Here is a 19,666-nt window from a genome sequence, read left to right as displayed (position 1 = left end):
CAGTACCGTCCGTGCCGCCGTCTGCCCCGCGTGGGTCGTCATGCCGCCGCATCCGCATCGCGCGAACCCTCGCGCTTGCGCGTTTCCCCGTGTCCGGCACGACGAGACCCCCGGAGGGCTCAGCCATGTCCGTCTTCCCCTTCTTCGCCCGGCTCGTCGAGCAGCTCGCCGAACTGCTCCAGCCCGTGTTCCACGCGTCCTCGGCCGCCGCGGCCATCGTGCTGTTCACCGCGTGCGTACGGCTCCTCGTCCATCCGCTCTCCCGGGCCGCCGTCCGCGGCCAGAAGGCGCAGGCGGCGCTCCGCCCCCGAATCGCCGAGCTGCGCGAGAAGCACGCCAAGAACCCCGACCGGCTCCAGAAGGCGCTGGTCGAACTGCACGCCGAGGAGAAGGTGTCCCCGCTGTCGGGATGCCTGCCGAACCTGCTCCAGCTGCCCGCGTTCTTCCTGCTCTACCACCTGTTCTCCAGCACGGCGATCGGCGGCGACGGTCACGGGCTGCTCTCGCACCGGCTGTTCGCCGCGCCGCTCGGCGGGCGCTGGTTCGACGCGCTCGCCGACGGCGGGGTGTTCGGGGCGGCCGGGACCGTGTACGTCGGGCTGTTCGCGGTCGTGGCCGCCGTCGCCACCTTCAGCTTCCTGCGGGCCCGGCGGGCCGCCGCGGGCGGTGACGCCGGCGGTGCCGCCCCCGGCGGCGGTGAGCCGGTGCCCGGGCTCGCCGCCGTCGGCAAGGTGGCGCCGTTCCTGTCCTTCGGCACCCTCGTCACCGTGGCCGTCGTCCCGCTGGCCGCCGCGCTGTACGTGGTGACCAGCACCGCGTGGACGGCCGTCGAACGGGCGCTGCTCACGCGCTGAGCGCGCGGCGGGCACCCGCCGGCCGCGCCTACGGTCCAGTACGTGAACCGGGTCTTGCGGAGTGGAACGCGGGATTGGACGATCGGACAAGTCCTCCGCCCGCCGCGGCCGCCGCACCCAGGCCGCGCCGGCCGGTGGGCTGCCCGCTGACAAGGGAGTTGGGGACCATGAAGCTGCTGCGAGTCGGTACGGCCGGGGCGGAGCGGCCCGCGCTGCTGGACGGCGACGGGACGCTGCGCGACCTGTCGGGCGTCGTCGCCGACATCGACGGCGCGCTGCTCGCGGACGCCGCCGCGCTCGGCCGGGTCCGGGCCGCCGCCGACGCCGGGGAACTGCCCGCGCTGGACGCGGACGGGCTGCGGATCGGGCCGCCGGTCGGGCGGATCGGCAAGGTCGTGTGCATCGGGCTGAACTACCACGACCACGCCCGCGAGACGGGGGCCGAGCCGCCCGCCGAGCCGGTGGTCTTCCTCAAGGCGGCGGACACCGTGGTCGGACCGGACGACACGGTGCTCGTACCGCGCGGGTCCGTGAAGACGGACTGGGAGGTGGAGCTGGCGGTCGTCATCGGGCGCACCGCCCGCTGTCTGGAGACCGACGAGGACGCCCTCGCGCACATCGCCGGGTACACCATCGCGCACGACGTGTCCGAGCGGGAGTTCCAGATCGAGCGGGGCGGCACCTGGGACAAGGGCAAGAACTGCGAGACGTTCAACCCGCTCGGGCCGTGGCTCGTCACGGCCGACGAGGTGCCCGACCCGCAGAACCTGTCGCTGAAGCTGTGGGTCAACGGTCGGCTGCGGCAGGACGGGTCCACCGCCGAGCAGATCTTCCCCGTCGCCGAAGTCGTCCGGTACGTCAGCCGGTTCATGACCCTGTACCCGGGTGACGTCGTCAACACCGGGACGCCGGCCGGGGTCGCCATGGGTCAGCCCGAGCCGAAGCCGTATCTGCGGTCGGGGGATGTGGTGGAGCTGGAGATCGAGGGGCTGGGGCGGCAGCGGCAGGAGCTGAAGGAGGCGTAGGCGCTCCGCTGGGGGCGGGGCGCGGGGAGGTGTACGGCGCGGTTTCGGGTGCGGTGCGTCGTGGCCGGTCGCGTCGTTCCCCGCGCCCCTCGCCTACCGGTCCGCGCCCCTCGCCTACCGGTCCGCGCCCCTCGCCTACCGGGGGGTGCGGGGGAGTTCGGCGGGTGCCTCGCCGCCGTGGCCGGTCTCGCCGTTCCCCGCGCCCCTTCTCCGGGCCGCCGGGTTTCCGGGGGCCGCCCCCGCGCGCGCTCAGCCGAGGAGCGAGGCGAGCGTGCGCCACTCCGCCCTCGGGAGCGCGTCGCGGTTGTCGCTGCCCGTGACCACCTGGAGGGCCACGTGGTCCGCGCCCGCCGCGAAGAACTCCTCGATGCGCGCGCGGATGCGGGCCTCGTCGCCCCAGGCGAACACCGCGTCCACCAGGCGGTCGCTGCCGCCGTCCCGTACGTCGTCCTCGGTGAAGCCCAGGCGCAGGAAGTTGTTGGTGTAGTTCGGCAGCGCGAGGTACATCGCCAGGTAGCCGCGGGCGGTCGTACGGGCGGTGTCCGGGTTCTCGTCCAGGACGACCTTGAACTCCGGTGCCAGCAGCGGCGCTTCCCCGAGGGTCTCGCGGGCGCGGGCCGTGTGCTCGGGCGTGACCAGGTACGGGATCGCGCCCGCCGCCCGGTCCCTGGCCAGCTCCAGCGTCTTCGGGCCGAGCGCGGCCAGCACCCGCCGCCCGGCCGGCACCTTCGCGGCGTCCAGCGCGTCGAGGTAGGCGACCAGCGCCGAGTACGGGCGGCGGTACTGCTCGGCCAGCTTGGCGTGGCTCACCCCGAGCCCGAGCACGAACCGGCCCGGGTGGGCCGTCTCCACCTCGCCGAAGGCGGCGGCGCTCTCCTCGGCGTCGTACTGCCAGATGCTCTGGATGCTGGTGCCGACGACCAGCGTGGACGTCGCCTCCAGCAGCGGGAGCGCGTGCCGGGGTGCGCTGCTGCCGCCGAGCCAGGCCGCGCCGTAGCCCAGCTCCTCCAGCTCGGCGGCGGCCTCGGCGATCTCGCCGCGCAGCTCGGGTTCCTCCGCCCGCAGGCCGATGCTCCAGACGCCGTACCGGCCGATCGTCTCCTTCAGCGGGGCTGCCGTGTCGCTCATCGGTTCCATTCCTCCGGGCGGGGTTGCCGTGGTCGCGCGCGTGATCGCCGCGCCTACAGCCAACCCCAACCGGAGGTGCCGCGACGGTATTTCCGGCCGCCGCGCCGGGCTACTGCGCCAGGAACCGCTCCAGCGCCTCCACCACCAGCCGGTGGTCCTCCACCTGGGGCAGCCCCGACACCGTCACGGCGCCGATCACGCCGGCCCCCTCGACGGCGATCGGGAAGGAGCCGCCGTGCGCCGCGTAGACGTCGGGGTCCAGGCGGGAGGAGTCCTCGAACGTCGTGCCCTTGGCGCGGAAGCGGGCTCCGACCAGGTAGGAGGCGGCGCCGTAGCGCTCCACCACCCGGCGTTTGCGGGCGATCCAGGCGTCGTTGTCCGGGGTGGAGCCGGGCAGGGCGGCGTGGAAGAGCTGCTGGCCGGCGCGGTGGATGTCGACGGCGACGGGCGCCCGCCGCTGCCGTGCCAGCTCCACCAGCAGCGAGCCGAGCGCCCACGCGTCGTCGTGGGTGAAGCGGGGCAGGACCAGGCGGCGCTGCTGCTCCTCCAGCTCCTCGATCGTGGGAGCGGGCCGGGTGTCCGTCACGGCGTCGGTCCGGGGGGCCGTCACAGCGTCACCGTCACACCGTCGCGGGCCGAGCGGCGGGCCGCCTCCAGGACGTCCAGCGCGGCGGCCGCCTCGCGGGCGGTCACCGGGTTCGGCGCGCCCTCGCGCAGGGCGGCGGCCACCGCGGCGTAGTACGCCGGGTAGTCGCCGGGCAGGGTCGGTACGGGGCTGCCGCCGCCGGTCACCGGCGACTCTCCCGCGCCCACGCGCCCCCACAGCGCCTCCTCCTCGCGGCCCCAGGCGTCGCCCTCGGTGCCGGGGCGGCGTCCCTCGCGCAGGGCGGCCTCCTGCGGGTCGAGGCCGTACTTGACGTAGCCCGCCTCGGAGCCCAGGACGCGGAAGCGCGGGCCGAGTTGGGCGGTCGTCGCGGAGACGTACAGGTGGGAGCGGACACCGTTCGCGTGGGTCAGCGCGAGGAACGTGTCGTCGTCGGCCTCCGCGCCCGCGCGGCGCACCACCGCCTCGGCGTACACCTGGGTGACCGGGCCGAACAGGACCAGGGCCTGGTCGACGACATGGCTGCCGAGGTCGTAGAGCAGACCGCCGATCTCCGCCGGGTCACCCGACTCCCGCCAGCCGCCCTTCGGCCGCGGCCGCCACCGCTCGAACCGGGACTCGAACCGCCACACCTCGCCGAGCTCGCCCTTCGCGATCAGCTCGCGCAGGGTCAGGAAGTCGTTGTCCCAGCGGCGGTTCTGGAAGACGGACAGCAGCAGCCCGCGCTCCTCGGCGAGGTCCGCCAGGGCGCGCGCCTCGGCCGCCGTGCCGGCCAGCGGCTTGTCCACGACCACCGGCAGGCCCGCCGTCAGCGCCGCGGTGGCGAGCGGGACGTGCGTCTTGTTCGGGGAGGCGATGACGACGAGGTCGAGGTCGTCGGCGCGGGCGAGCAGCTCGTCGGCGCCGGCGACCGTGCGGACGTCCGGGAACTCCGCCCGGGCCTCGGCCTGCCGCTCCTCGTTCGAGGTGACGACCGTGTCGAGGACCAGGCCCTCGGTCGCGGCGATCAGCGGGGCGTGGAAGACGGAGCCGGCGAGGCCGTAGCCGATCAGGCCGACGCGGAGGGGGGCACCGGGCGCGGTGCCGGTCATGGAGCCAGTCATGCCTCCCACTTTCGCAACGCTGTTGCCAAAGTGCAAGCGCGGAGGAGAATGAGACGAGTGGGCCGCGGCGCGGGTGCTTGAACGCGCCGGTGGCGCGGTGAGGAGTGGCGGAGCGGTGCGGAAGGCGGGGTGGGCGCGGTGACGACGGGAAGCGGGTCCGGCGGCGGGGCGGAGACGGAGGCGGCGGCGCGGGCGGGAAGCGAGGCGGCCGGGGGTGTCTCCGGGGCGCCGGGTGGCGCCTCACGGCTGCCCGGCGGCCCCTTTGGCGTCAACCTGCTCGGGCTGCGCAGCCACAACGCCGCGCTGGTGCTCGATCTGCTGCGCCGGGCGGGGGCCGACGGGATCAGCCGGCTGGAACTGGCCGAGCGGACCGGGCTCACCCCGCAGGCCGTCAGCAAGATCACCGCCCGGCTGCGCGAGCGCGGGCTCGCCGCGGAGGCGGGCCGCCGCGCCTCCACCGGGGGCAAACCGCGCACGGTGCTGCGGCTGGTCCCGGAGGCCGGGCACTCGGTGGGCGTGCACGTCGACCGCGACGAGGCGCGGGCCGTCCTGGTCGACCTGAACGGCACGGTCGTCGGGGAGCGGCTGCGGCCCCTGGACCTGGACGCGGCGGAGGGCGCCCAGACCGTCGTCGAGGCGGTGGCCGTGCAGGCCGAGGCGCTGGTGGGCCAGGTGCTCGGGGCAACCTCCGCGCGGGCGGCGTCCGCCGCGACCCTGGTGGGCGTCGGGGTCGCGCTGCCCGGTCCGCTCGACCACCGGCGCGGAGTGCTGCACCGGGTCACCGGGTTCCCGCTGTGGGACGGCTTCCCGCTGCGGGACGCGCTCCTCCGGCGGCTCGGCGTGCCCGTCGTGGTCGACAAGGACACCAACGCGGCCGCCCTGGGCCTCGCGCTCACCGCCGCCGAGGACGGCGGCGGCTCCTTCGCCTACGTCCATCTCGGTACGGGACTGGGCGCCGGGCTGGTGATCGGCGGCGCCGTGCACCGGGGGGCACGGACCGGGGCCGGGGAGTTCGGCCACCAGGTGATCCAGCTCGACGGACCGCCGTGCGGATGCGGTGACCGGGGGTGCCTGGAGGCACTGTGCCTGGCGGCCGTGGAGCGCGGGGACGTCGAGGAGGCCGCGCGGGTGCTGGGCGTGGGGGCCGCCAACCTCGTCGGGCTGCTCGACATCGACCGGGTGCTGCTCGGCGGCCGTACGGTCGCGGCGGCGCCCGGGGTGTTCGCCGCCGGGGTGGGGGAGCGGGTGGCCGCGCGGGCGGCGCGCCAGGGCGTGCCGGGCGAGGCGGTGCCGGTCCTGGCCGTGCCGGGCGGCGCCCGGACCGTCGCGGAGGGGGCTGCGCAACTGCTGCTGGCGCCGGTGTTCGGGCGGGGGGAGGGGTGAGGGGCGGGGAGGGCTGAGGGGCGGGGAGTCACGCGAGGCGCGTCGGCGCCCGGCGTGACCGGCCTGCGATGCGCGCCCGTGACCGCACGCCCAGCGTCCCCGGAGCCGGCCGCACGCGTGACCGCCCCCTCCGCGCCCCCGAGCCGGCCGCACACGGCGGGCCGCCCCCGTGACCGCCCCTCCGCGCCCCCGAGCCGTCCGCCCCCTGGCCGAACCCCGCGCCCCCGCGCCCGCGAGTGGAGCCCCCCGCCCCCGGTCTGCGACGATCCCCGGGTGGACTACCCGAACGACCAGGCCCCCGGCGCCCCGGTCCGCTCCGGCATCCCGGAGCACGGCCGGATTCCCAAGTACTACGCGGTGAAGGCGAGGATCGGCCGCCTCGTCGGCGAGCTGGGGGAGGGCAGCCCCATCCCCACCGAACGCGACCTGTCCGAGGAGTACGGCGTCGCCCGCGAGACCGTGCGGCAGGCGCTGCGCGAGCTGGTGCTGGAGGGCAAGCTCCGCCGCCGGGGCCGGGGCACGGTCGTCGCCGGGCCCAAACTGGAGCAGCCGCTGTCGCTGGCCAGCTACACCGAGGGCGTGCGGCGGCAGGGCCGCACCCCCGGCCGTGCCCTCGTCTCGCTGGACCGCTTCCCGTGCCCGGACGCACTCGCCGACGAGACCGGGCTCAGCCGGGGCGAGCCCGTCTGGCACCTGGAGCGGGTGCTGCTCGCGGACGACGAGCGGGTCGGCCTGGAGAGCACCTACGTGGCCGTGGCCCGGGTGCCCCGCCTGGACGCCGACTTCGACCCCGACTCCTCCTTCTACGCCTATCTGCGCGGCCTGGGTCTCGCCTTCGGCGACGCCGACGAGCGCATCGAGACCGTGCTCGCCACCCCGCGCGAGGCGCTGCTCATCGGCACCCCGCCCGCGCTGCCCATGCTGCTGATCCACCGCTTCTCGCGGGACACCGGGGGCCGGCCGCTGGAGCGGGTGCGCAGCCTGTACCGGGGCGACCGCTTCTCCTTCACCACCCATCTGCGTGGCTGAAACCGACCTTCGCTCCCCCTCCGCTCCCTGAGGGAAAAGCCACTTCCGACCGGAATGACAGTCACGAAAAGGTAACGGGTCTAGCCCAATGCAGATGGTTCGTTCAGGCTCTCGTTGTCAGCCGGACTCTGCCGGTTCCGTACACAAGGAGCGTCGCCGTCGTGAAAGTGACAGTCGTCGGAGCCGGCGTGGTGGGCACCATGCACGCCTGGCAGGCGGTGGAACGCGGCCATGAGGTCGTACAGATCGAACGCGAGGCCGAGGCGCGCGGCGCTTCGCTGCGCAATTTCGGCCAGATCTGGGTGAGCGGCCGGGCGTCCGGCGAGGAACTGGAGACCGCGCTGCGGGCCCGCGAGCTGTGGGAGGAGATCGGCGCCCGGGTACCCGCGCTGGGCTTCCGCGCCAACGGCTCCCTCACCCCCGTGCGCGGCGAGCTGGAACGGGCCGTCGCCGAGGCCGCTGTCGCCCGCCCGGACGCCGCCGCCCGCGGCCACAAGCTGCTGACCCCGGCCGAGGCCCGCGCCCTCAACCCCGCCCTGCGCGGGGAGTTCGACGCGGCCCTGCACTGCGAGCGGGACGCCGCCGTCGAGCCGCGCACCGCGCAGCTCGCCCTGCGCGCCGAACTGCTCAGGCACCCGAACTACACCTTCCTGCCCGGCCGTGAGGTGCGCGAGGTCGTCGGCGCGGGCACGGTCCGCGACGACCACGGCGACGTGCACCACGCCGACGCGGTGGTGCTGTGCACGGGCGCCTGGCTCGGCGGGCTGGTGCGCGAGCTGGCCGGCCCCGACCTGCCGGTGCGGCGGGTGCGGCTCCAGATGATGCAGACCGACCCGCTGGGCGAGCCGCTGACCACCTCGGTAGCGGACGCCGACAGCTTCCGCTACTACCCGGCGTACGCCTCCGGCGCGCTGGACGCGCTCAACGCGGCGCAGCCGCAGCCCGAGACCGCCGCCGCGCACCGGATGCAACTGCTCATGGTGCAGCGCGCCGACGGCGGGCTGACCATCGGCGACACACACGAGTACGAGCACCCGTTCGCCTTCGACACCGTCGAGGACCCCTACGACCACCTCACCGGGGTCGTGGAGTCCCTGCTCGGCCGCCCGCTGCCGAAGATCCGCCGCCGCTGGGCGGGGGTGTACGCGCAGTGCACCGACCCGTCCCGCGTGGTGCACCGGCAGCAGGTGCGCGAGGGGGTGTGGCTGGTCACCGGGCCCGGCGGGCGCGGCATGACCTGCTCCCCGGCGGTCGCCGAGCGGACCGCCGACGAACTGGGCTGGTGAGAGGAACCATGAACATGACCGATACGCACACCCCCGAGACCCCCGGCACCCCCGAGACCCCCGCCGTCTCCGGGATCCCCGCCGTCTCCGAGACCCCCGCCACCTTCGAGACCCCCGCCGCCTCCGGGACCCGTGACGCGCGGGAGCTGCGCCTCGTCGTCCTCGACATGGCCGGCACCACCGTCGCCGACGGCGGCCTGGTGGAGCGGGCCTTCGCCGCTGCCGCCGCCGAACTGGGCGTCGAGCCCGGCTCGGCCGACCACGCCGACAAGCTCGCCCACGTCCGCGCCACCATGGGCGAGTCGAAGATCTCCGTCTTCCGCCACCTGTTCCGCGACGAGGACCTCGCGCAGAAGGCCAACACCGCCTTCGAGCGGGCCTACGGCGAACTGGTGGACGGCGGGCTCGTCGCCGCGATCCCCGGCGCCCGCGAGGCGATCGAGGAGATCCGGGCCGACGGCCGCACGGTGGTCCTGACCACCGGCTTCGCCCGCGTCACCCAGGACGCCGTCCTCGACGCGCTCGGCTGGCGCGACCTGGTGCCGCTCACCCTGTGCCCGGCCGACGCGGGCGGCCGCGGCCGGCCGTACCCCGACATGGTGCTCACCGCCCTGCTGCGCACCCGGGCCGCCGACGCCGTCCACCAGGTCGCCGTCGTCGGCGACACGAGCCACGACGCGCTCAGCGGCGTACGCGCCGGCGCCGGCCTGGTCGCCGGGGTGCTGACCGGGGCGCACACCGAACCCGAGCTGCGCGCCGCCGGCGCCACGCATGTGCTGCCCTCCGTGGCCGCGCTTCCCGCCCTTCTCCGAGGAGAACGATGAGATGAGCACCCGTTTCGACTCCGTCACGGTCGCCTGTGACGGCGACGTCGTCCTCGACGCGCTCGGCCTCACCGTCGCGCCCGGCGAGGTGATGGGGCTCCTCGGGCCGTCCGGGGCCGGCAGGACCACCGCGCCGCGGGCGGTCGCCGGGTTCGTACGGCCCGCGTCGGCGCGGGTGCCGCTCGGGGGCGGGACGTGTCGGACCTGGCGACGACTGGTACCGGGCGATCGACGGTGTGAAGATCACACAGCCCTGATCCGGCCGGGGTCGCTCGCGGCCGGTGCTGACTAGGCTGGGGGGCGTCGGTACGCCGTGGTTCCGGCGCCCCCGCCCGTACGACCGCAACGCACGCCAGGAGACGCACAGACATGGCAGACCGCAAGCCCATCGAGTCGTGGCTGACCGACATGGACGGTGTCCTGATCCACGAGGGTGTTCCGATCCCCGGCGCCGACGCCTTCCTCAAGAAGCTGCGGGACTCCGGCCGGCCCTTCCTGGTCCTCACCAACAACTCCATCTACACCCAGCGCGACCTGCACGCCCGGCTGCTGCGCATGGGCCTGGACGTGCCGGTGGACAACATCTGGACCTCCGCGCTCGCCACCGCCCAGTTCCTGGACGACCAGCGGCCCGGCGGCAGCGCCTACGTCATCGGCGAGGCCGGCCTGACCACCGCGCTGCACGAGATCGGCTACATCCTCACCGACCACGAGCCCGACTTCGTGATCCTCGGCGAGACCCGCACGTACTCCTTCGAGGCGCTGACCAAGGCGGTGCGGCTGATCAACGACGGGGCCCGGTTCATCGCCACCAACCCCGACAACGTCGGCCCCTCCGTCGAGGGCGACCTGCCCGCCACCGGTTCCGTCGCCGCCCTGATCACCGCGGCGACCGGGCGTAAGCCGTACTTCGTCGGCAAGCCCAACCCGCTGATGATGCGCGCCGGGCTGAACGCGATCGGCGCGCACTCGGAGACCTCCGCGATGATCGGCGACCGGATGGACACCGACGTGCTGGCCGGTCTGGAGGCCGGGATGCGGACGTTCCTCGTCCTGACCGGCGTCACCCAGCCCAAGGACGTGGACCGCTACCCGTTCCGGCCGTCCGAGGTCGTCGACTCCATCGCCGACCTGGTCGACCGCGTCTGACCGGCCCCTCTTCGTCACCCGTACGGAGCAGCAGGGGCCGTGCCGGGATGCGGGCGCGGTGGCCGGGAGGTCTCCTGTCAGCGGAGGTCTCACGATGGGTTCACTGCGCCTGACCGTCTGCGCGGGGCTGCTGGTGGCCGGCGCGTTCGCCCCGGCGCTCGACACCAACGGCGCCGCGGGCCCGGCGGACCGGCTGGAGGACACCGGCCACAGCCGCGTCGCGACGACCACGTCGGCGCCCACCGATGACAAGTCCGTCGGCGGCCGCTCCCGGACCGGCTCCGGCACCGGTGACGCCGTCGGCCGGAGCCCGGGCGCCGACGACCCGAGCACAGGCGACCCGAGCGCCGACGGCTCCGCCGCCGGCGACTCCGGCGTCGTACCGGCGCCCGCCACGCCGACGCCGCCGGCCTCGGCGTCCGCCTCCGCTTCCGCGCAGGCCGTGCCGAAGACCCCCGGCACGGCGCACGCGGTGACCGGACTCGTCCTCGCGGCCGCCGCCGCGGTCGCGGTCGTCCTCCTGCCCCGGGCCCTCGGCCGGGACCGCGCCCGCCGTACGCACCGGGGAACGGACTGAGGGAGCGATCACCATGCCCGACACCCAAGGCCACCGGCACGGCGCCGGCCGCCTCCTGACCGGGGCGGCCTGGCTGGTGCTGCTGCTCGGAGCGTGGCTGTGGAGCGGCGGGGGCGGCCAGCGGGCCGACCTGCCGCAGTGGCGGCCCGGTCCCGCGACCGGCGACATGGCCGCCGCCGGCCGCCCCGACCGGACCGGCCCGGCGGCCCCCGGCACGCCACTCCCCACGAGGCCCGTGAGTCCCGCGCGCACCGTCCGCGCCCCTGCGTCACCCGCCTCCGTGCACCTCCCCGGAACCGGCCCCTGAGCCGTCCCCGCCTGGCAGCATGGACGCGTGGCGCACGACCAGCGCACCAGGGGGGAGCCGCATGGACGGCATGAAGGGAGGCCGCCCGTACGTCCCGGGAGCCCGGACGCGGGTGCCCGCGGCGCTGCTGGGGGCGGCCCTGCTGCTCGCCGGCTGCTCCCTCGACGGGGGAGACGACGACGGACACGGCGGCGCGCACGCGGCCGTCACCCAGCAGCCGAAGGACGGCGACCCGTACTGGGTCGACCCGGACAGCCGGGCGGCCCGGCAGGTCGCCGCGTACACCCGGGCCGGCCGGACGGCCGACGCCGCGCGCATCCGGCGGATCGCCGAGCAGCCGACCGGCGAGTGGATCGGCCCGGAGAACCCCGAGCAGGAGGCGCGCGGTTTCACCGAGGCCGCCGCGAAGGCCGGCCGTACCGCGCTGCTCGTCCTGTACGACATCCCGCACCGCGACTGCGGCCAGTACTCGCAGGGCGGCGCGGCCGACGGCCACGCCTACCGCGCCTGGATCGACGGCGTGGCCCGGGGCATCGGCGACCGCGCCGCCACCGTCGTCCTGGAGCCGGACGCCGTGCTGCACCTGGTGGACGGCTGCACCCCCGAGGAGTTCCGCGAGGAACGCTACGACCTCCTCCAAGGAGCGGTGACCCGGCTCACGTCCCTGAAGAACACCAGGGTCTACCTGGACGCCGGGAACGCGGGCTGGGGCCACCCCGACCAGATCTTCGAGCCGCTGCGCCGCGCCGGCGTGGAGCGGGCCGACGGCTTCGCCGTCAACGTCTCCAACTTCTACTCCACCGAGGACTCCCTCGCCTACGGCAGGCAGCTGTCCGCGAAGGTCGGCGGCAAGCACTTCGTCATCGACACCAGCCGCAACGGCAACGGCCCCTACACGGCGGGTGATCCGGGCGAGCGCTGGTGCAACCCGCCCGGCCGCGCCCTCGGCGAGCCGCCCACGACCCGCACCGCCGACCTCCTCGCCGACGCCTACCTCTGGGTCAAGCGCCCCGGCGAGTCCGACGGCACCTGCAAGGGCGGTCCGAAGGCGGGGGAGTGGTGGGAGGAGTACGCGCTGGAGCTCGCGGCGGCGAGCAGGTAGCGGAAGCAGCCGACGCCTGGGGGCGCCCCCTCTCGGAGCGCTCGAGTCGCCCGTCCTACGGCACCCTCACCCACCGCGCCTTGCTCGGCGTCCCCTGGTCGTCGTCCACGAACAGCATGTACCAGCCCGACGGCACCAGGTTCCGGCTCTTCGGCACCGTCACCGTGATCCGGTCGCCCAACGCCCTGAAGTCCAGGGCGACGGAGCGCTGGTCGACGTCCGTGACATGGGTGGAGGCGCTCGGCCGGATCAGCCGGGCCTTGCGGACGGCCGCCGCGTGCTGCGAGGTGAACGTGGCGGAGGCGCCGCGCGCGACGGTCTGCGGGCCGCCCGACAGCGTGGGCCGCGTGCCCCGGAACAGATACGGCGGCGTGTAGATCTCGATGCGCTGCTCGAAGGTGCCCGGCTTGGTGTTCGCCTTGTCGCCGTAGAGCGAGTCGGAGCCGAAGAACATCACCCGGCCGTCGGGCAGCAGGACCGAGCCCGCGTGGTAGTTGCGGCCCACCAGCGGATCGGCGACCCGCCTGAAGGCGTTGGTGCGCGGGTCGTACAGCCGGGCCTGGAGGATGTTCGAGTCACCGCGCCCCCGGTAGTCCTGCGAGCCGCCGGAGACGAGGACCGAGTCGTCGGGGAGGATCGAGGTCTGCGGGTAGCGGGTGCCCTTGTCGAGCGAGGGGCCGTCGGTGAAGCGCGGGTTGCTCGCCCTGAGGTCCACGATCCGGGTCCTCGGGGTGGACAGCTTGGACTCGCCGACCCCGCCGCCCCCGACGACCAGGTACTTCTCGTCCTGCGCGGGCGGCAGCAGCACCGTCGCCGAGGTCTCCGTCATGTCCGGGTCGCTCAGCCCCGGCACCTTGGTGAACCTGTTGCCGGCCACGTCCCAGACGCCCGGGTCGCGCCCCACGTCGGCGGGTCCGTAGCCGGCGTTCGAACCGGAGTAGAAGATCTTGCCGTTCGCTGTCAGGAACAGCGCCGGGTAGGTCGGGAACTGGCGGGTCCTCGGGGTGTACGACCACGTCCTCGTGCCCGGGTCGAAGATCTCGTTCTTGCCCGGCACCAGTTGCCCGATGTCGTCCAGGCCCGAGACGCTGAGGATCTTCCCGTCGCTGAGCGTGGTGAGCGTCGGGTACCAGCGGGCCTCGTTCATCGGATCGACCCTGATGTACTTCTCCGCGACCGGGTCGAACTCGTAGGCGTCCCGGATCCCCTGGAAGTCCTTCTTGTCCAGGGCGAGCTTCTGCGCGATGCCGTAGGTGTTGCGGGCGTCGGCGCCCTTCAGGCCCTTGATCCGGTAGTTGTCCTGGGTGCCGGTCTCGTACGTCGTGCCGCTCTTCAGCGCCTCGACGTAGATCCGGCCGAGGCCCGGGGTGTTGCCGAGGAACTTCCCGGTCCTCTTGTCGAAGTTCTTCCTGGCGCGCGGCACCAGCACCGGGTTGCTGGAGACGAACGTCCTGCCGTTCGCCCGGCCGGTGAAGGAGGTGCCGGCGGGCAGGGTGATCGGCTTGTCGGGGTTCTCGTTGTGGACGATCATCAGGCCGCCGGCCTTGGTGACGTCGCCCTTCAGCTTCTCGTACCGCCTGGTGCCGCCCGCGATCAGGACGGAGCCGTCGGCGAGCTGGGTGTGCCCGGTGCAGAACAGGTCGTTCGGCGTGGGCACCTTCTTGACCGTGCCCCTGACCGGGTCCCAGATCCGCGAGTCGAACCTCTTCGCGTCGAAGTTCGCCTGGTTGTTGCCCGAGCCTGCCACCAGCAGCACCTTGCCGGTGTGCAGCAGCACGGCGTGGATCGTGTCCTGCCGGTACCCCTCGGGGAACTCCACGATGTCCCAGTGGCCGTTGGCGGCCTTGTACCCCGGCTCGTTGATCTTGTACTGGTGGTAGCGCTCGGCGCCGAACCGGTACATCCACGGTGCGTTCATCCCGGCCAGCGCGAGCACCACCACCGCGCCGATCCCGACCCGCCGGGCCCGGCGCAGCCCGGCCTGCTGCCGCCTCATCCCTCACGACCTCCCGCCGCGCCCGGCCCCGCGGCATGGGCGTACGCCGGCGGTACGGCGTCCTCGGGTCCGGTGGGCCCCTGCGGCGGCGGCGCGGGGGTGGGGGACGCGCGCCGGTCGCGGTGCAGGGTCCACCGCCAGACGAGGATCGGCGAGGCGGTGACGATCAGCGCGAGCGAGGCCCAGGTCAGCATCGCCGGGTGCGGATGCCCGAGGGCGGCGCCGGCGGCGATCGAACCGCCGAAGACGGCGATGAAGAACCAGTGCACGCGAAAGGTGCCGAACAGGGTGTCGGGGCTCGCCGACTCGCCCTTCGGGGTCACCACGAACCGGCTGCGGCGGCGCAGCACGGCGTCGGTGAGCGAACGGGCGTAGATCGGCGCCGACACCGCCGACATCACCATGCCGGCCACCCCGCCGGAGCCCTCGGGTTCGTGCGGGGAGACGTTGTGCCGGCGGTTCCAGACGTACAGGCCGATCTGGAGCGCCGAGGCGTTGCCGTACAGCATCAGCCACACCGTCGGGTCGATGTTCACGCCGGAGGCGCCGAGGCCCAGGAAGAGCGCGCAGCTCAGCGCGGCCAGCATCCAGTTGAGGGCCGACATCGGATAGAAGACGATCATCATGGTGTAGTGGAAGAGCCGGCCCGGCGGCAGTGAGCCGAAGCCCTTCCAGTACTGCTTGAGGATCGTCTCGTACGTCCCGCGCGACCAGCGCAGCTGCTGGGTGAAGAAGTCCGTCCAGGCCGTCGGGCCCTCGCCGACGGCGAGCACGTCCGGGGTGTAGACCGACTTCCACCTGCGGCCCGTGGCCGGGTTCTTGGCGCGGTGCATCTCGAAGCCGGTGGCCATGTCCTCGGTGATCGAGTCGTACAGGCCGCCGATCTGCCTGACGGCGCCGATCCGCACCGCGTTGGAGGTGCCGACGAACATCGGGGCGCCGTAGCGGTTGCCGGCGCGCTGGATCAGGGCGTGGAAGAGGAACTGCTGCGACTCGGCGGCCTTGGTGACGAAGGTGTCGTAGTTGCCGTAGACCTGCGGGCCGATGACGAAGCCGACGTCCGGGTCGCGGAAGTAACCGAGCATCCGCTCCAGGTAGTTGGGCAGTGGCACATGGTCGGTGTCCACGGAGGCGAAGAAGTCGTAGGCGTCGCCGTGCGCCTGGAGCCAGGCGTTGTAGTTGCCGTGCTTGGTCCTCGCCCGGAACGGTCCCCTCGGCCGGTTCCAGCGCTCGACGCCCTTGCGGGTGAAGTGGTGCACGCCCAGGCGCGCGCAGACGGCCTTCACCTCGTCGTCGTCGCCCTCGTCCAGCAGCCAGACGTGCATGACACCCCGGTGGCGCAGCCGCACGGCCGCCTCCAGCGTCCGGGTGACCATCTCCAGCGGTTCCTTGCCGGGCACGAAGGTGGTGAGGAAGGCGACCCGGGTGCCGGTCTCGGGCACCACCGGGACCGGGTCGCGGGCGACGAGCGTGGCGTGCGCGTTGGACAGCACGTTCAGGCAGCGGAACAGCTCGATCAGCCCGATGGAGACCAGCATCACCACGTCGAGGGCCGGCAGGAAGCCGTACGCCGGGTGGTCGCGCTCGGTCCAGTGGCCGGGGCGCAGCAGCCAGGCCAGCAGGACCAGCGAGAGCAGCGGTGCTGCGGCCAGCATCAGCGCGACCCGCAGCCGGTGCGGTTCCTGCGCGAGCAGGGAGCGGTAGCGCACCCGGTAGGGCCGGTCGGGATCGGGCCGGGTGAGCGGTCCGGCCAGCCGGCTGTGGTGCTCGTAGTCGTATCCGGGCGCGTTGCCGCGCAGCCGGACCGTCTCGGTCGGGTCGTGCCGGTGCCGGGCGCCCGTCGGCGTCATGAGCCATCCCCCCACACGCGGGTCGCGCGTGTGCTGATCGGTGTACTGCCGGTTGCATGGCTGCCCTCCTCGGCGGCCGGCGACGCGGGGGAGCCCCTTCTCCGCACACATCGGGCACCACGCCCAAACAGCCGTTAGAACCCCCTGATCCCCCCAACTGTCGCGAGCGGGACGCAACTTGGCAACCAAGGTTCTACGGTGACGATCGTGACCGCAAGACACGAAATGTGGAGTCAACCGCGCATATGTACGCAAGATGTCGGTGCGCGCGGGGGTGCGGGCGGGGTGCGTGAGTGACGGGAGGGGCGCGTGAGACTTCGCATGCGCTGTCTCCGGAGTGCCTCCACGCGGCCTCCGCCCTGCCTCCGGGCGACGCGAAAGACCCCCCGCTTTCGCGAGGGGTCTTGCTGTTCGGGGGTGTGGGCGGCGGAGCCCCCACTGCGCGCGGAGCGGCCGCGCGGACACGGCGAAGGCGGGTCATGTCCGCTTTTTCCGCGAACATGACCCGCCTTCGTCATCGTGCGCCGCCAGGGACTCGAACCCCGGACCCGCTGATTAAGAGTCAGCTGCTCTAACCAACTGAGCTAGCGGCGCCTGCTGACGTGGACAACTTTACAGGACCGCAGATGGTGGTTCTGACCACCGGTGGACGGACGCCCGGGACGTCCGTCCACCTCCGGGCGACCCGGATGCATCCTTCTGGTCGTCAGACAGGCTTATTTTCAGCTGTGTTGTGACACTGATCAACGTGCACAGATCCGGACAAGTCCGCATGGAGTGTGACGTGGATCGCATGGATTCCCCGGCCGACCTGGCGAGTCGTACCGTCTCGCGGCTCATCCAGAACGAGGTGACCACCGAGATCCCCGTCCACCTCCTGTTCCGCGACGACCCCGACCCCGGCCGCCGGCAGCCCCGTACCGCCCCGGTCGCGCTCGGTCCCGCCGTGGTGGGCAGCAGGCGGGGCACCGGCGAACAGTCGCGCTTCCGCCGCCGCCCGCCCGCGCCCGCCGACGCCGCGCCGGAGCCGGACCCGGCGCTGGAGGAGCGGCCGGCGCGGGTGCTGCCGGGGGCGGTGGGGGTGCTCGCCGGGGTCTGCGGGGCGGCGGGCTGCGCGGCCACCTCCTGGTGGGCGGGCGTGCTGCCGCTCACGCAGGGCACGGGCGCCGGGCTCGGCCTGCCCCAGTGGGCGGCGTACGCCGGCGCGGGCGCGCTCGGGCTGGCCGGCTTCGGCGGCCTGACCCGGGGCCGGACCGGGCGGGCCTGGGTGCTCGGTCTGTTCGGCCGCTACCGGGGGACCGTCCGGCGCACCGGGTTGCTGTGGGTCAATCCGCTGGTGCCGCGCCGCCGGGTCGACGTACGGCTGCGGCACTGGCGCAGCGAGCCGATGCCGGCCGCCGACGCGAACGGCATCCCGCTCACCGTGGCGGTCCTGGTGGTGTGGCGGGTGCGGGACACGGCGCGGGCCGCGCTCGGGATCGACGACCACGAGGTGTATCTGCGCGAGTGCGTGGAGGCCGCCCTCGCCCGGGTACGGGTCGCGGCGCCGGGCGGTTCGCGCGGGGCGGCGGAGGCGGCCGGGGAGGCGCTGACCCGTCTGGTGGCGCGGGAGACGGGGGCGGTCGGCCTGGAGGTCTACTCGGTGCGGCCGGCCCGCGTCGCGTACGCCCCCGAGGTCGCCGAGGCCATGCACCGGCGCAGCGTGGCCGCGCTGGACGCACGGGACCGGGCCGGTGCGCTCACCTCGGTGGTGGACTCGGTCGAGGACACGGTGACCCGGCTGGCCACGCGCGGGCTGGTCGATCTGGACGACGGCGAGCGCAAGGTGCTGGTGCGGGACCTGACGGTGGCGTTCTGTGCCGGACGCCGGGAAACCATCCCGTGATTGGTATGGACATGTTCAAGTAGTCCCCATAATCTGGCACTTGGTCTAGACCAACGCGTGCGGGCACCGCACGCACCCCCGCACGCGGCACAGTCCAGCTCACCGAACCTCCCCACACGTTCACCAGGAGCGACCACATGCGGACCAAGGCCAAGTTGTACGCGGCCGTGCTGGGCCTCACCACCGCCGGAGCGTTCGTCCTCTCCACCGGCGGCGCCAGCAGCCACGGGTACACCGATCTCCCCATCAGCCGGCAACTGCTCTGCGCCAACGGCACCGTGCAGGGCTGCGGCTCCATCCAGTGGGAGCCGCAGAGCGTCGAGGGCCCCAAGGGCTTCCCGGCGTCCGGGCCGGCCGACGGGCAGATCTGCTCGGGCAACCACGGCGAGTTCGGGGCCCTGAACAACCCGACCACCCCCTCGGGCGGCGCCTGGCCCACCACGAAGGTCAGCGGCGGCCAGAGCTACACCTTCCGGTGGCAGTTCACGGCCCGCCACGCCACGACCGACTTCAAGTACTACGTCACCAAGCAGGGCTGGAACCAGAACCACGCCCTGACCCGGGCCGACCTGAACACCACCCCGTTCCTGACCGTCCCCTACGGCGGCAAGCAGCCGCCGGCCACCCTCAGCCACAGCGGCACCCTGCCGACCGGGCTGAGCGGCCACCACGTGATCCTCGGCGTGTGGACGATCGCCGACACGGGCAACGCGTTCTACGCCTGCTCGGACGTCACGTTCTGACCCGGCGGACCCCGGCGGCCCGGCGGCCCTCCGGACCCCGGCGCGGCCGTGGACCCCGGCGAACTCTGAGCGTTACTTGAGCCGCCGGGGCGGCCGGCGTGGGTAGTTTCCTGCCACGCCGGCCGACCGGGGCCGGGCGGGGGAGTTCCGGGGGAACCATGGAAGCGCTGTTCTACGCCGTGCCGTCGCTCATGATCGCCTTCGCGGTCCTCGCCCTGGTCACGGCCACCCGGCGGGCGCGCCGGGTGCGCGACGCCTGGGACGGCGGGCTGACGGCCGAGGCGCGCTGCCTGCGCACGTACACGACGAACAGCGGCGGCGGGAACACCTCCGCCAGAACGACGCTGCACCACGTCTACGCGTTCCGCACCCGCGAGGGCCGCGAGGTGCGGTTCGAGGAGACGGACGGACCGGGGACGACCGTCGAGGGCGACATCGTCACCGTGCACTACCGGGCCGAGCGCCCCGAGCATGCCACGGCGCACGCCCCGGCGCGCCGCGGGCGACTCGCCGTGGAACAGGGCTGCGTGTTCGCCTTCCTCGGCGTGTTCATCGTGGCCTGTCTGGTCTTCGTCGCCGTCGTCCACACCCTCTTCTCGGAGGGGGACCCCATGCCGTGAACGGCGCCTCCGAAGGGGGGCCGGCCGCCCCCAGCACGGGGGTGTGGGTGGCGGAGCCCCCACTGCGCGCGGCGAAGCCGCGCGGAAAACGACGATGGCGGGTTGTGTTGGGGGGGGGGGCGCCCCCAAACACCCCCCCCCAAAACATCCCCCCCCCGGCACCAAAACCCCCCCCCCCGCATAAAAAAAAAAATTATAAAA

General features: G+C 73.8%; 18 protein-coding genes, 1 tRNA gene and 1 pseudogene. 14 read left to right on the top strand and 6 right to left on the bottom strand.

Translation table 11 applies throughout. The features are described from left to right. Nucleotides 1-125 precede the first annotated feature (125 nt). Entirely contained in the window at nt 126-854 is a 729-nt protein-coding gene (locus AB0N63_RS34325; RefSeq protein WP_365535530.1) for a YidC/Oxa1 family membrane protein insertase, read from the top strand. Between the two features lie 167 nt (nt 855-1,021). Continuing rightward, a complete protein-coding gene (locus AB0N63_RS34320; protein ID WP_365535528.1) occupies nt 1,022-1,879 on the top strand; it encodes a fumarylacetoacetate hydrolase family protein in 858 nt (285 codons plus the stop codon). A gap of 249 nt (nt 1,880-2,128) precedes the next feature. Here the strand turns inward: AB0N63_RS34320 and AB0N63_RS34315 are convergent, their stop codons facing one another. The 3 genes from AB0N63_RS34315 to AB0N63_RS34305 form a co-directional block, all read right to left on the bottom strand. Continuing rightward, complete coding sequence (locus AB0N63_RS34315) at nt 2,129-3,007, bottom strand: LLM class F420-dependent oxidoreductase (RefSeq protein WP_365535526.1); 879 nt, start codon at nt 3,005-3,007, stop codon at nt 2,129-2,131. A gap of 109 nt (nt 3,008-3,116) precedes the next feature. Then, nucleotides 3,117-3,617: a heme-degrading domain-containing protein gene (locus AB0N63_RS34310; RefSeq protein ID WP_365535523.1), complete on the bottom strand. Its 501-nt coding sequence runs from the start codon at nt 3,615-3,617 to the stop codon at nt 3,117-3,119. Continuing rightward, nucleotides 3,614-4,702 (bottom strand): Gfo/Idh/MocA family oxidoreductase, encoded by a 1,089-nt coding sequence (locus AB0N63_RS34305; protein WP_365535573.1) that lies wholly within the window; start codon nt 4,700-4,702, stop codon nt 3,614-3,616. The genes AB0N63_RS34310 and AB0N63_RS34305 overlap by 4 nt, the downstream gene beginning before the upstream one ends. Nucleotides 4,703-4,960: 258 nt before the next feature. Here AB0N63_RS34305 and AB0N63_RS34300 point away from each other — a divergent pair, with 258 nt between their 5' ends. The 9 genes and pseudogenes from AB0N63_RS34300 to AB0N63_RS34260 all read left to right on the top strand — a co-directional run bounded on the left by AB0N63_RS34300 (nt 4,961) and on the right by AB0N63_RS34260 (nt 12,371). Beyond that, a complete protein-coding gene (locus tag AB0N63_RS34300) occupies nt 4,961-6,097 on the top strand; it encodes an ROK family transcriptional regulator (RefSeq protein ID WP_365535570.1) in 1,137 nt (378 codons plus the stop codon). Between the two features lie 273 nt (nt 6,098-6,370). Beyond that, nucleotides 6,371-7,126, top strand: coding sequence for a GntR family transcriptional regulator (locus AB0N63_RS34295; RefSeq protein WP_365535521.1), 756 nt, complete (start codon nt 6,371-6,373; stop codon nt 7,124-7,126). Between the two features lie 161 nt (nt 7,127-7,287). Next, nucleotides 7,288-8,412, top strand: coding sequence for a TIGR03364 family FAD-dependent oxidoreductase (locus AB0N63_RS34290; protein ID WP_365535519.1), 1,125 nt, complete (start codon nt 7,288-7,290; stop codon nt 8,410-8,412). Nucleotides 8,413-8,426: 14 nt separating this feature from the next. Then, nucleotides 8,427-9,236 carry a phosphonatase-like hydrolase gene (locus AB0N63_RS34285; RefSeq protein ID WP_365535568.1) on the top strand — a complete coding sequence of 270 codons (810 nt, stop codon included), beginning with the start codon at nt 8,427-8,429 and terminating at the stop codon, nt 9,234-9,236. A gap of 1 nt (nt 9,237) precedes the next feature. Beyond that, nucleotides 9,238-9,426: pseudogene (locus AB0N63_RS34280) on the top strand (ATP-binding cassette domain-containing protein); the annotation flags it as partial. A 179-nt stretch (nt 9,427-9,605) separates the two neighbouring features. Continuing rightward, nucleotides 9,606-10,385 carry an HAD-IIA family hydrolase gene (locus AB0N63_RS34275; protein WP_365535517.1) on the top strand — a complete coding sequence of 260 codons (780 nt, stop codon included), beginning with the start codon at nt 9,606-9,608 and terminating at the stop codon, nt 10,383-10,385. Between the two features lie 94 nt (nt 10,386-10,479). Continuing rightward, nucleotides 10,480-10,962 (top strand): hypothetical protein, encoded by a 483-nt coding sequence (locus AB0N63_RS34270; protein WP_365535515.1) that lies wholly within the window; start codon nt 10,480-10,482, stop codon nt 10,960-10,962. 13 nt (nt 10,963-10,975) lie between these two features. After that, nucleotides 10,976-11,269 carry a hypothetical protein gene (locus tag AB0N63_RS34265; RefSeq protein ID WP_365535513.1) on the top strand — a complete coding sequence of 98 codons (294 nt, stop codon included), beginning with the start codon at nt 10,976-10,978 and terminating at the stop codon, nt 11,267-11,269. 70 nt (nt 11,270-11,339) lie between these two features. Beyond that, nucleotides 11,340-12,371, top strand: coding sequence for a glycoside hydrolase family 6 protein (locus AB0N63_RS34260; RefSeq protein WP_365535566.1), 1,032 nt, complete (start codon nt 11,340-11,342; stop codon nt 12,369-12,371). A gap of 55 nt (nt 12,372-12,426) precedes the next feature. Here the strand turns inward: AB0N63_RS34260 and AB0N63_RS34255 are convergent, their stop codons facing one another. From AB0N63_RS34255 to AB0N63_RS34245, 3 genes are all read right to left on the bottom strand, one after another. Continuing rightward, nucleotides 12,427-14,367 carry a kelch motif-containing protein gene (locus AB0N63_RS34255; protein WP_365535511.1) on the bottom strand — a complete coding sequence of 647 codons (1,941 nt, stop codon included), beginning with the start codon at nt 14,365-14,367 and terminating at the stop codon, nt 12,427-12,429. After that, the gene (locus AB0N63_RS34250; RefSeq protein WP_365535509.1) at nt 14,364-16,217 is read right to left on the bottom strand and encodes a glycosyltransferase family 2 protein; all 1,854 of its coding nucleotides are present in this window, start codon (nt 16,215-16,217) and stop codon (nt 14,364-14,366) included. Before AB0N63_RS34250 ends, AB0N63_RS34255 begins: the two co-directional genes overlap by 4 nt. Nucleotides 16,218-16,737: 520 nt before the next feature. After that, nucleotides 16,738-16,811, bottom strand: a tRNA-Lys gene (locus tag AB0N63_RS34245). 199 nt (nt 16,812-17,010) lie between these two features. Here AB0N63_RS34245 and AB0N63_RS34240 point away from each other — a divergent pair. The 3 genes from AB0N63_RS34240 to AB0N63_RS34230 all read left to right on the top strand — a co-directional run bounded on the left by AB0N63_RS34240 (nt 17,011) and on the right by AB0N63_RS34230 (nt 19,465). Further along, nucleotides 17,011-18,102, top strand: coding sequence for an SPFH domain-containing protein (locus AB0N63_RS34240; protein WP_365535563.1), 1,092 nt, complete (start codon nt 17,011-17,013; stop codon nt 18,100-18,102). Between the two features lie 137 nt (nt 18,103-18,239). Beyond that, nucleotides 18,240-18,845, top strand: a complete 606-nt coding sequence (locus AB0N63_RS34235; RefSeq protein ID WP_365535508.1) for a lytic polysaccharide monooxygenase auxiliary activity family 9 protein — start codon at nt 18,240-18,242, stop codon at nt 18,843-18,845. A 158-nt stretch (nt 18,846-19,003) separates the two neighbouring features. After that, the gene (locus AB0N63_RS34230; RefSeq protein WP_365535506.1) at nt 19,004-19,465 is read left to right on the top strand and encodes a DUF3592 domain-containing protein; all 462 of its coding nucleotides are present in this window, start codon (nt 19,004-19,006) and stop codon (nt 19,463-19,465) included. Nucleotides 19,466-19,666 lie beyond the last annotated feature (201 nt).

Source organism: Streptomyces sp. NPDC093260 (genome assembly GCF_040683715.1).
Classification (GTDB): domain Bacteria; phylum Actinomycetota; class Actinomycetes; order Streptomycetales; family Streptomycetaceae; genus Streptomyces; species Streptomyces sennicomposti.
Note: the sequence above shows the minus strand (reverse complement) of the source record. Positions and strands in the feature narration are given on the sequence as shown.

Bases quoted from the DNA above. Each gene is read 5' to 3' on its own strand.
- AB0N63_RS34325 (WP_365535530.1), top strand. From the start codon at position 126: ATGTCCGTCTTCCCCTTCTTCGCCCGGCTCGTCGAGCAGCTCGCCGAA.
- AB0N63_RS34320 (WP_365535528.1), top strand. From the start codon at position 1,022: ATGAAGCTGCTGCGAGTCGGTACGGCCGGGGCGGAGCGGCCCGCGCTG.
- AB0N63_RS34315 (WP_365535526.1), bottom strand. From the start codon at position 3,007: ATGAGCGACACGGCAGCCCCGCTGAAGGAGACGATCGGCCGGTACGGC.
- AB0N63_RS34305 (WP_365535573.1), bottom strand. From the start codon at position 4,702: ATGACCGGCACCGCGCCCGGTGCCCCCCTCCGCGTCGGCCTGATCGGC.
- AB0N63_RS34285 (WP_365535568.1), top strand. From the start codon at position 8,427: ATGACCGATACGCACACCCCCGAGACCCCCGGCACCCCCGAGACCCCC.
- AB0N63_RS34275 (WP_365535517.1), top strand. From the start codon at position 9,606: ATGGCAGACCGCAAGCCCATCGAGTCGTGGCTGACCGACATGGACGGT.
- AB0N63_RS34270 (WP_365535515.1), top strand. From the start codon at position 10,480: ATGGGTTCACTGCGCCTGACCGTCTGCGCGGGGCTGCTGGTGGCCGGC.
- AB0N63_RS34265 (WP_365535513.1), top strand. From the start codon at position 10,976: ATGCCCGACACCCAAGGCCACCGGCACGGCGCCGGCCGCCTCCTGACC.
- AB0N63_RS34260 (WP_365535566.1), top strand. From the start codon at position 11,340: ATGAAGGGAGGCCGCCCGTACGTCCCGGGAGCCCGGACGCGGGTGCCC.
- AB0N63_RS34255 (WP_365535511.1), bottom strand. From the start codon at position 14,367: ATGAGGCGGCAGCAGGCCGGGCTGCGCCGGGCCCGGCGGGTCGGGATC.
- AB0N63_RS34250 (WP_365535509.1), bottom strand. From the start codon at position 16,217: ATGACGCCGACGGGCGCCCGGCACCGGCACGACCCGACCGAGACGGTC.
- AB0N63_RS34240 (WP_365535563.1), top strand. From the start codon at position 17,011: ATGGATTCCCCGGCCGACCTGGCGAGTCGTACCGTCTCGCGGCTCATC.
- AB0N63_RS34235 (WP_365535508.1), top strand. From the start codon at position 18,240: ATGCGGACCAAGGCCAAGTTGTACGCGGCCGTGCTGGGCCTCACCACC.
- AB0N63_RS34230 (WP_365535506.1), top strand. From the start codon at position 19,004: ATGGAAGCGCTGTTCTACGCCGTGCCGTCGCTCATGATCGCCTTCGCG.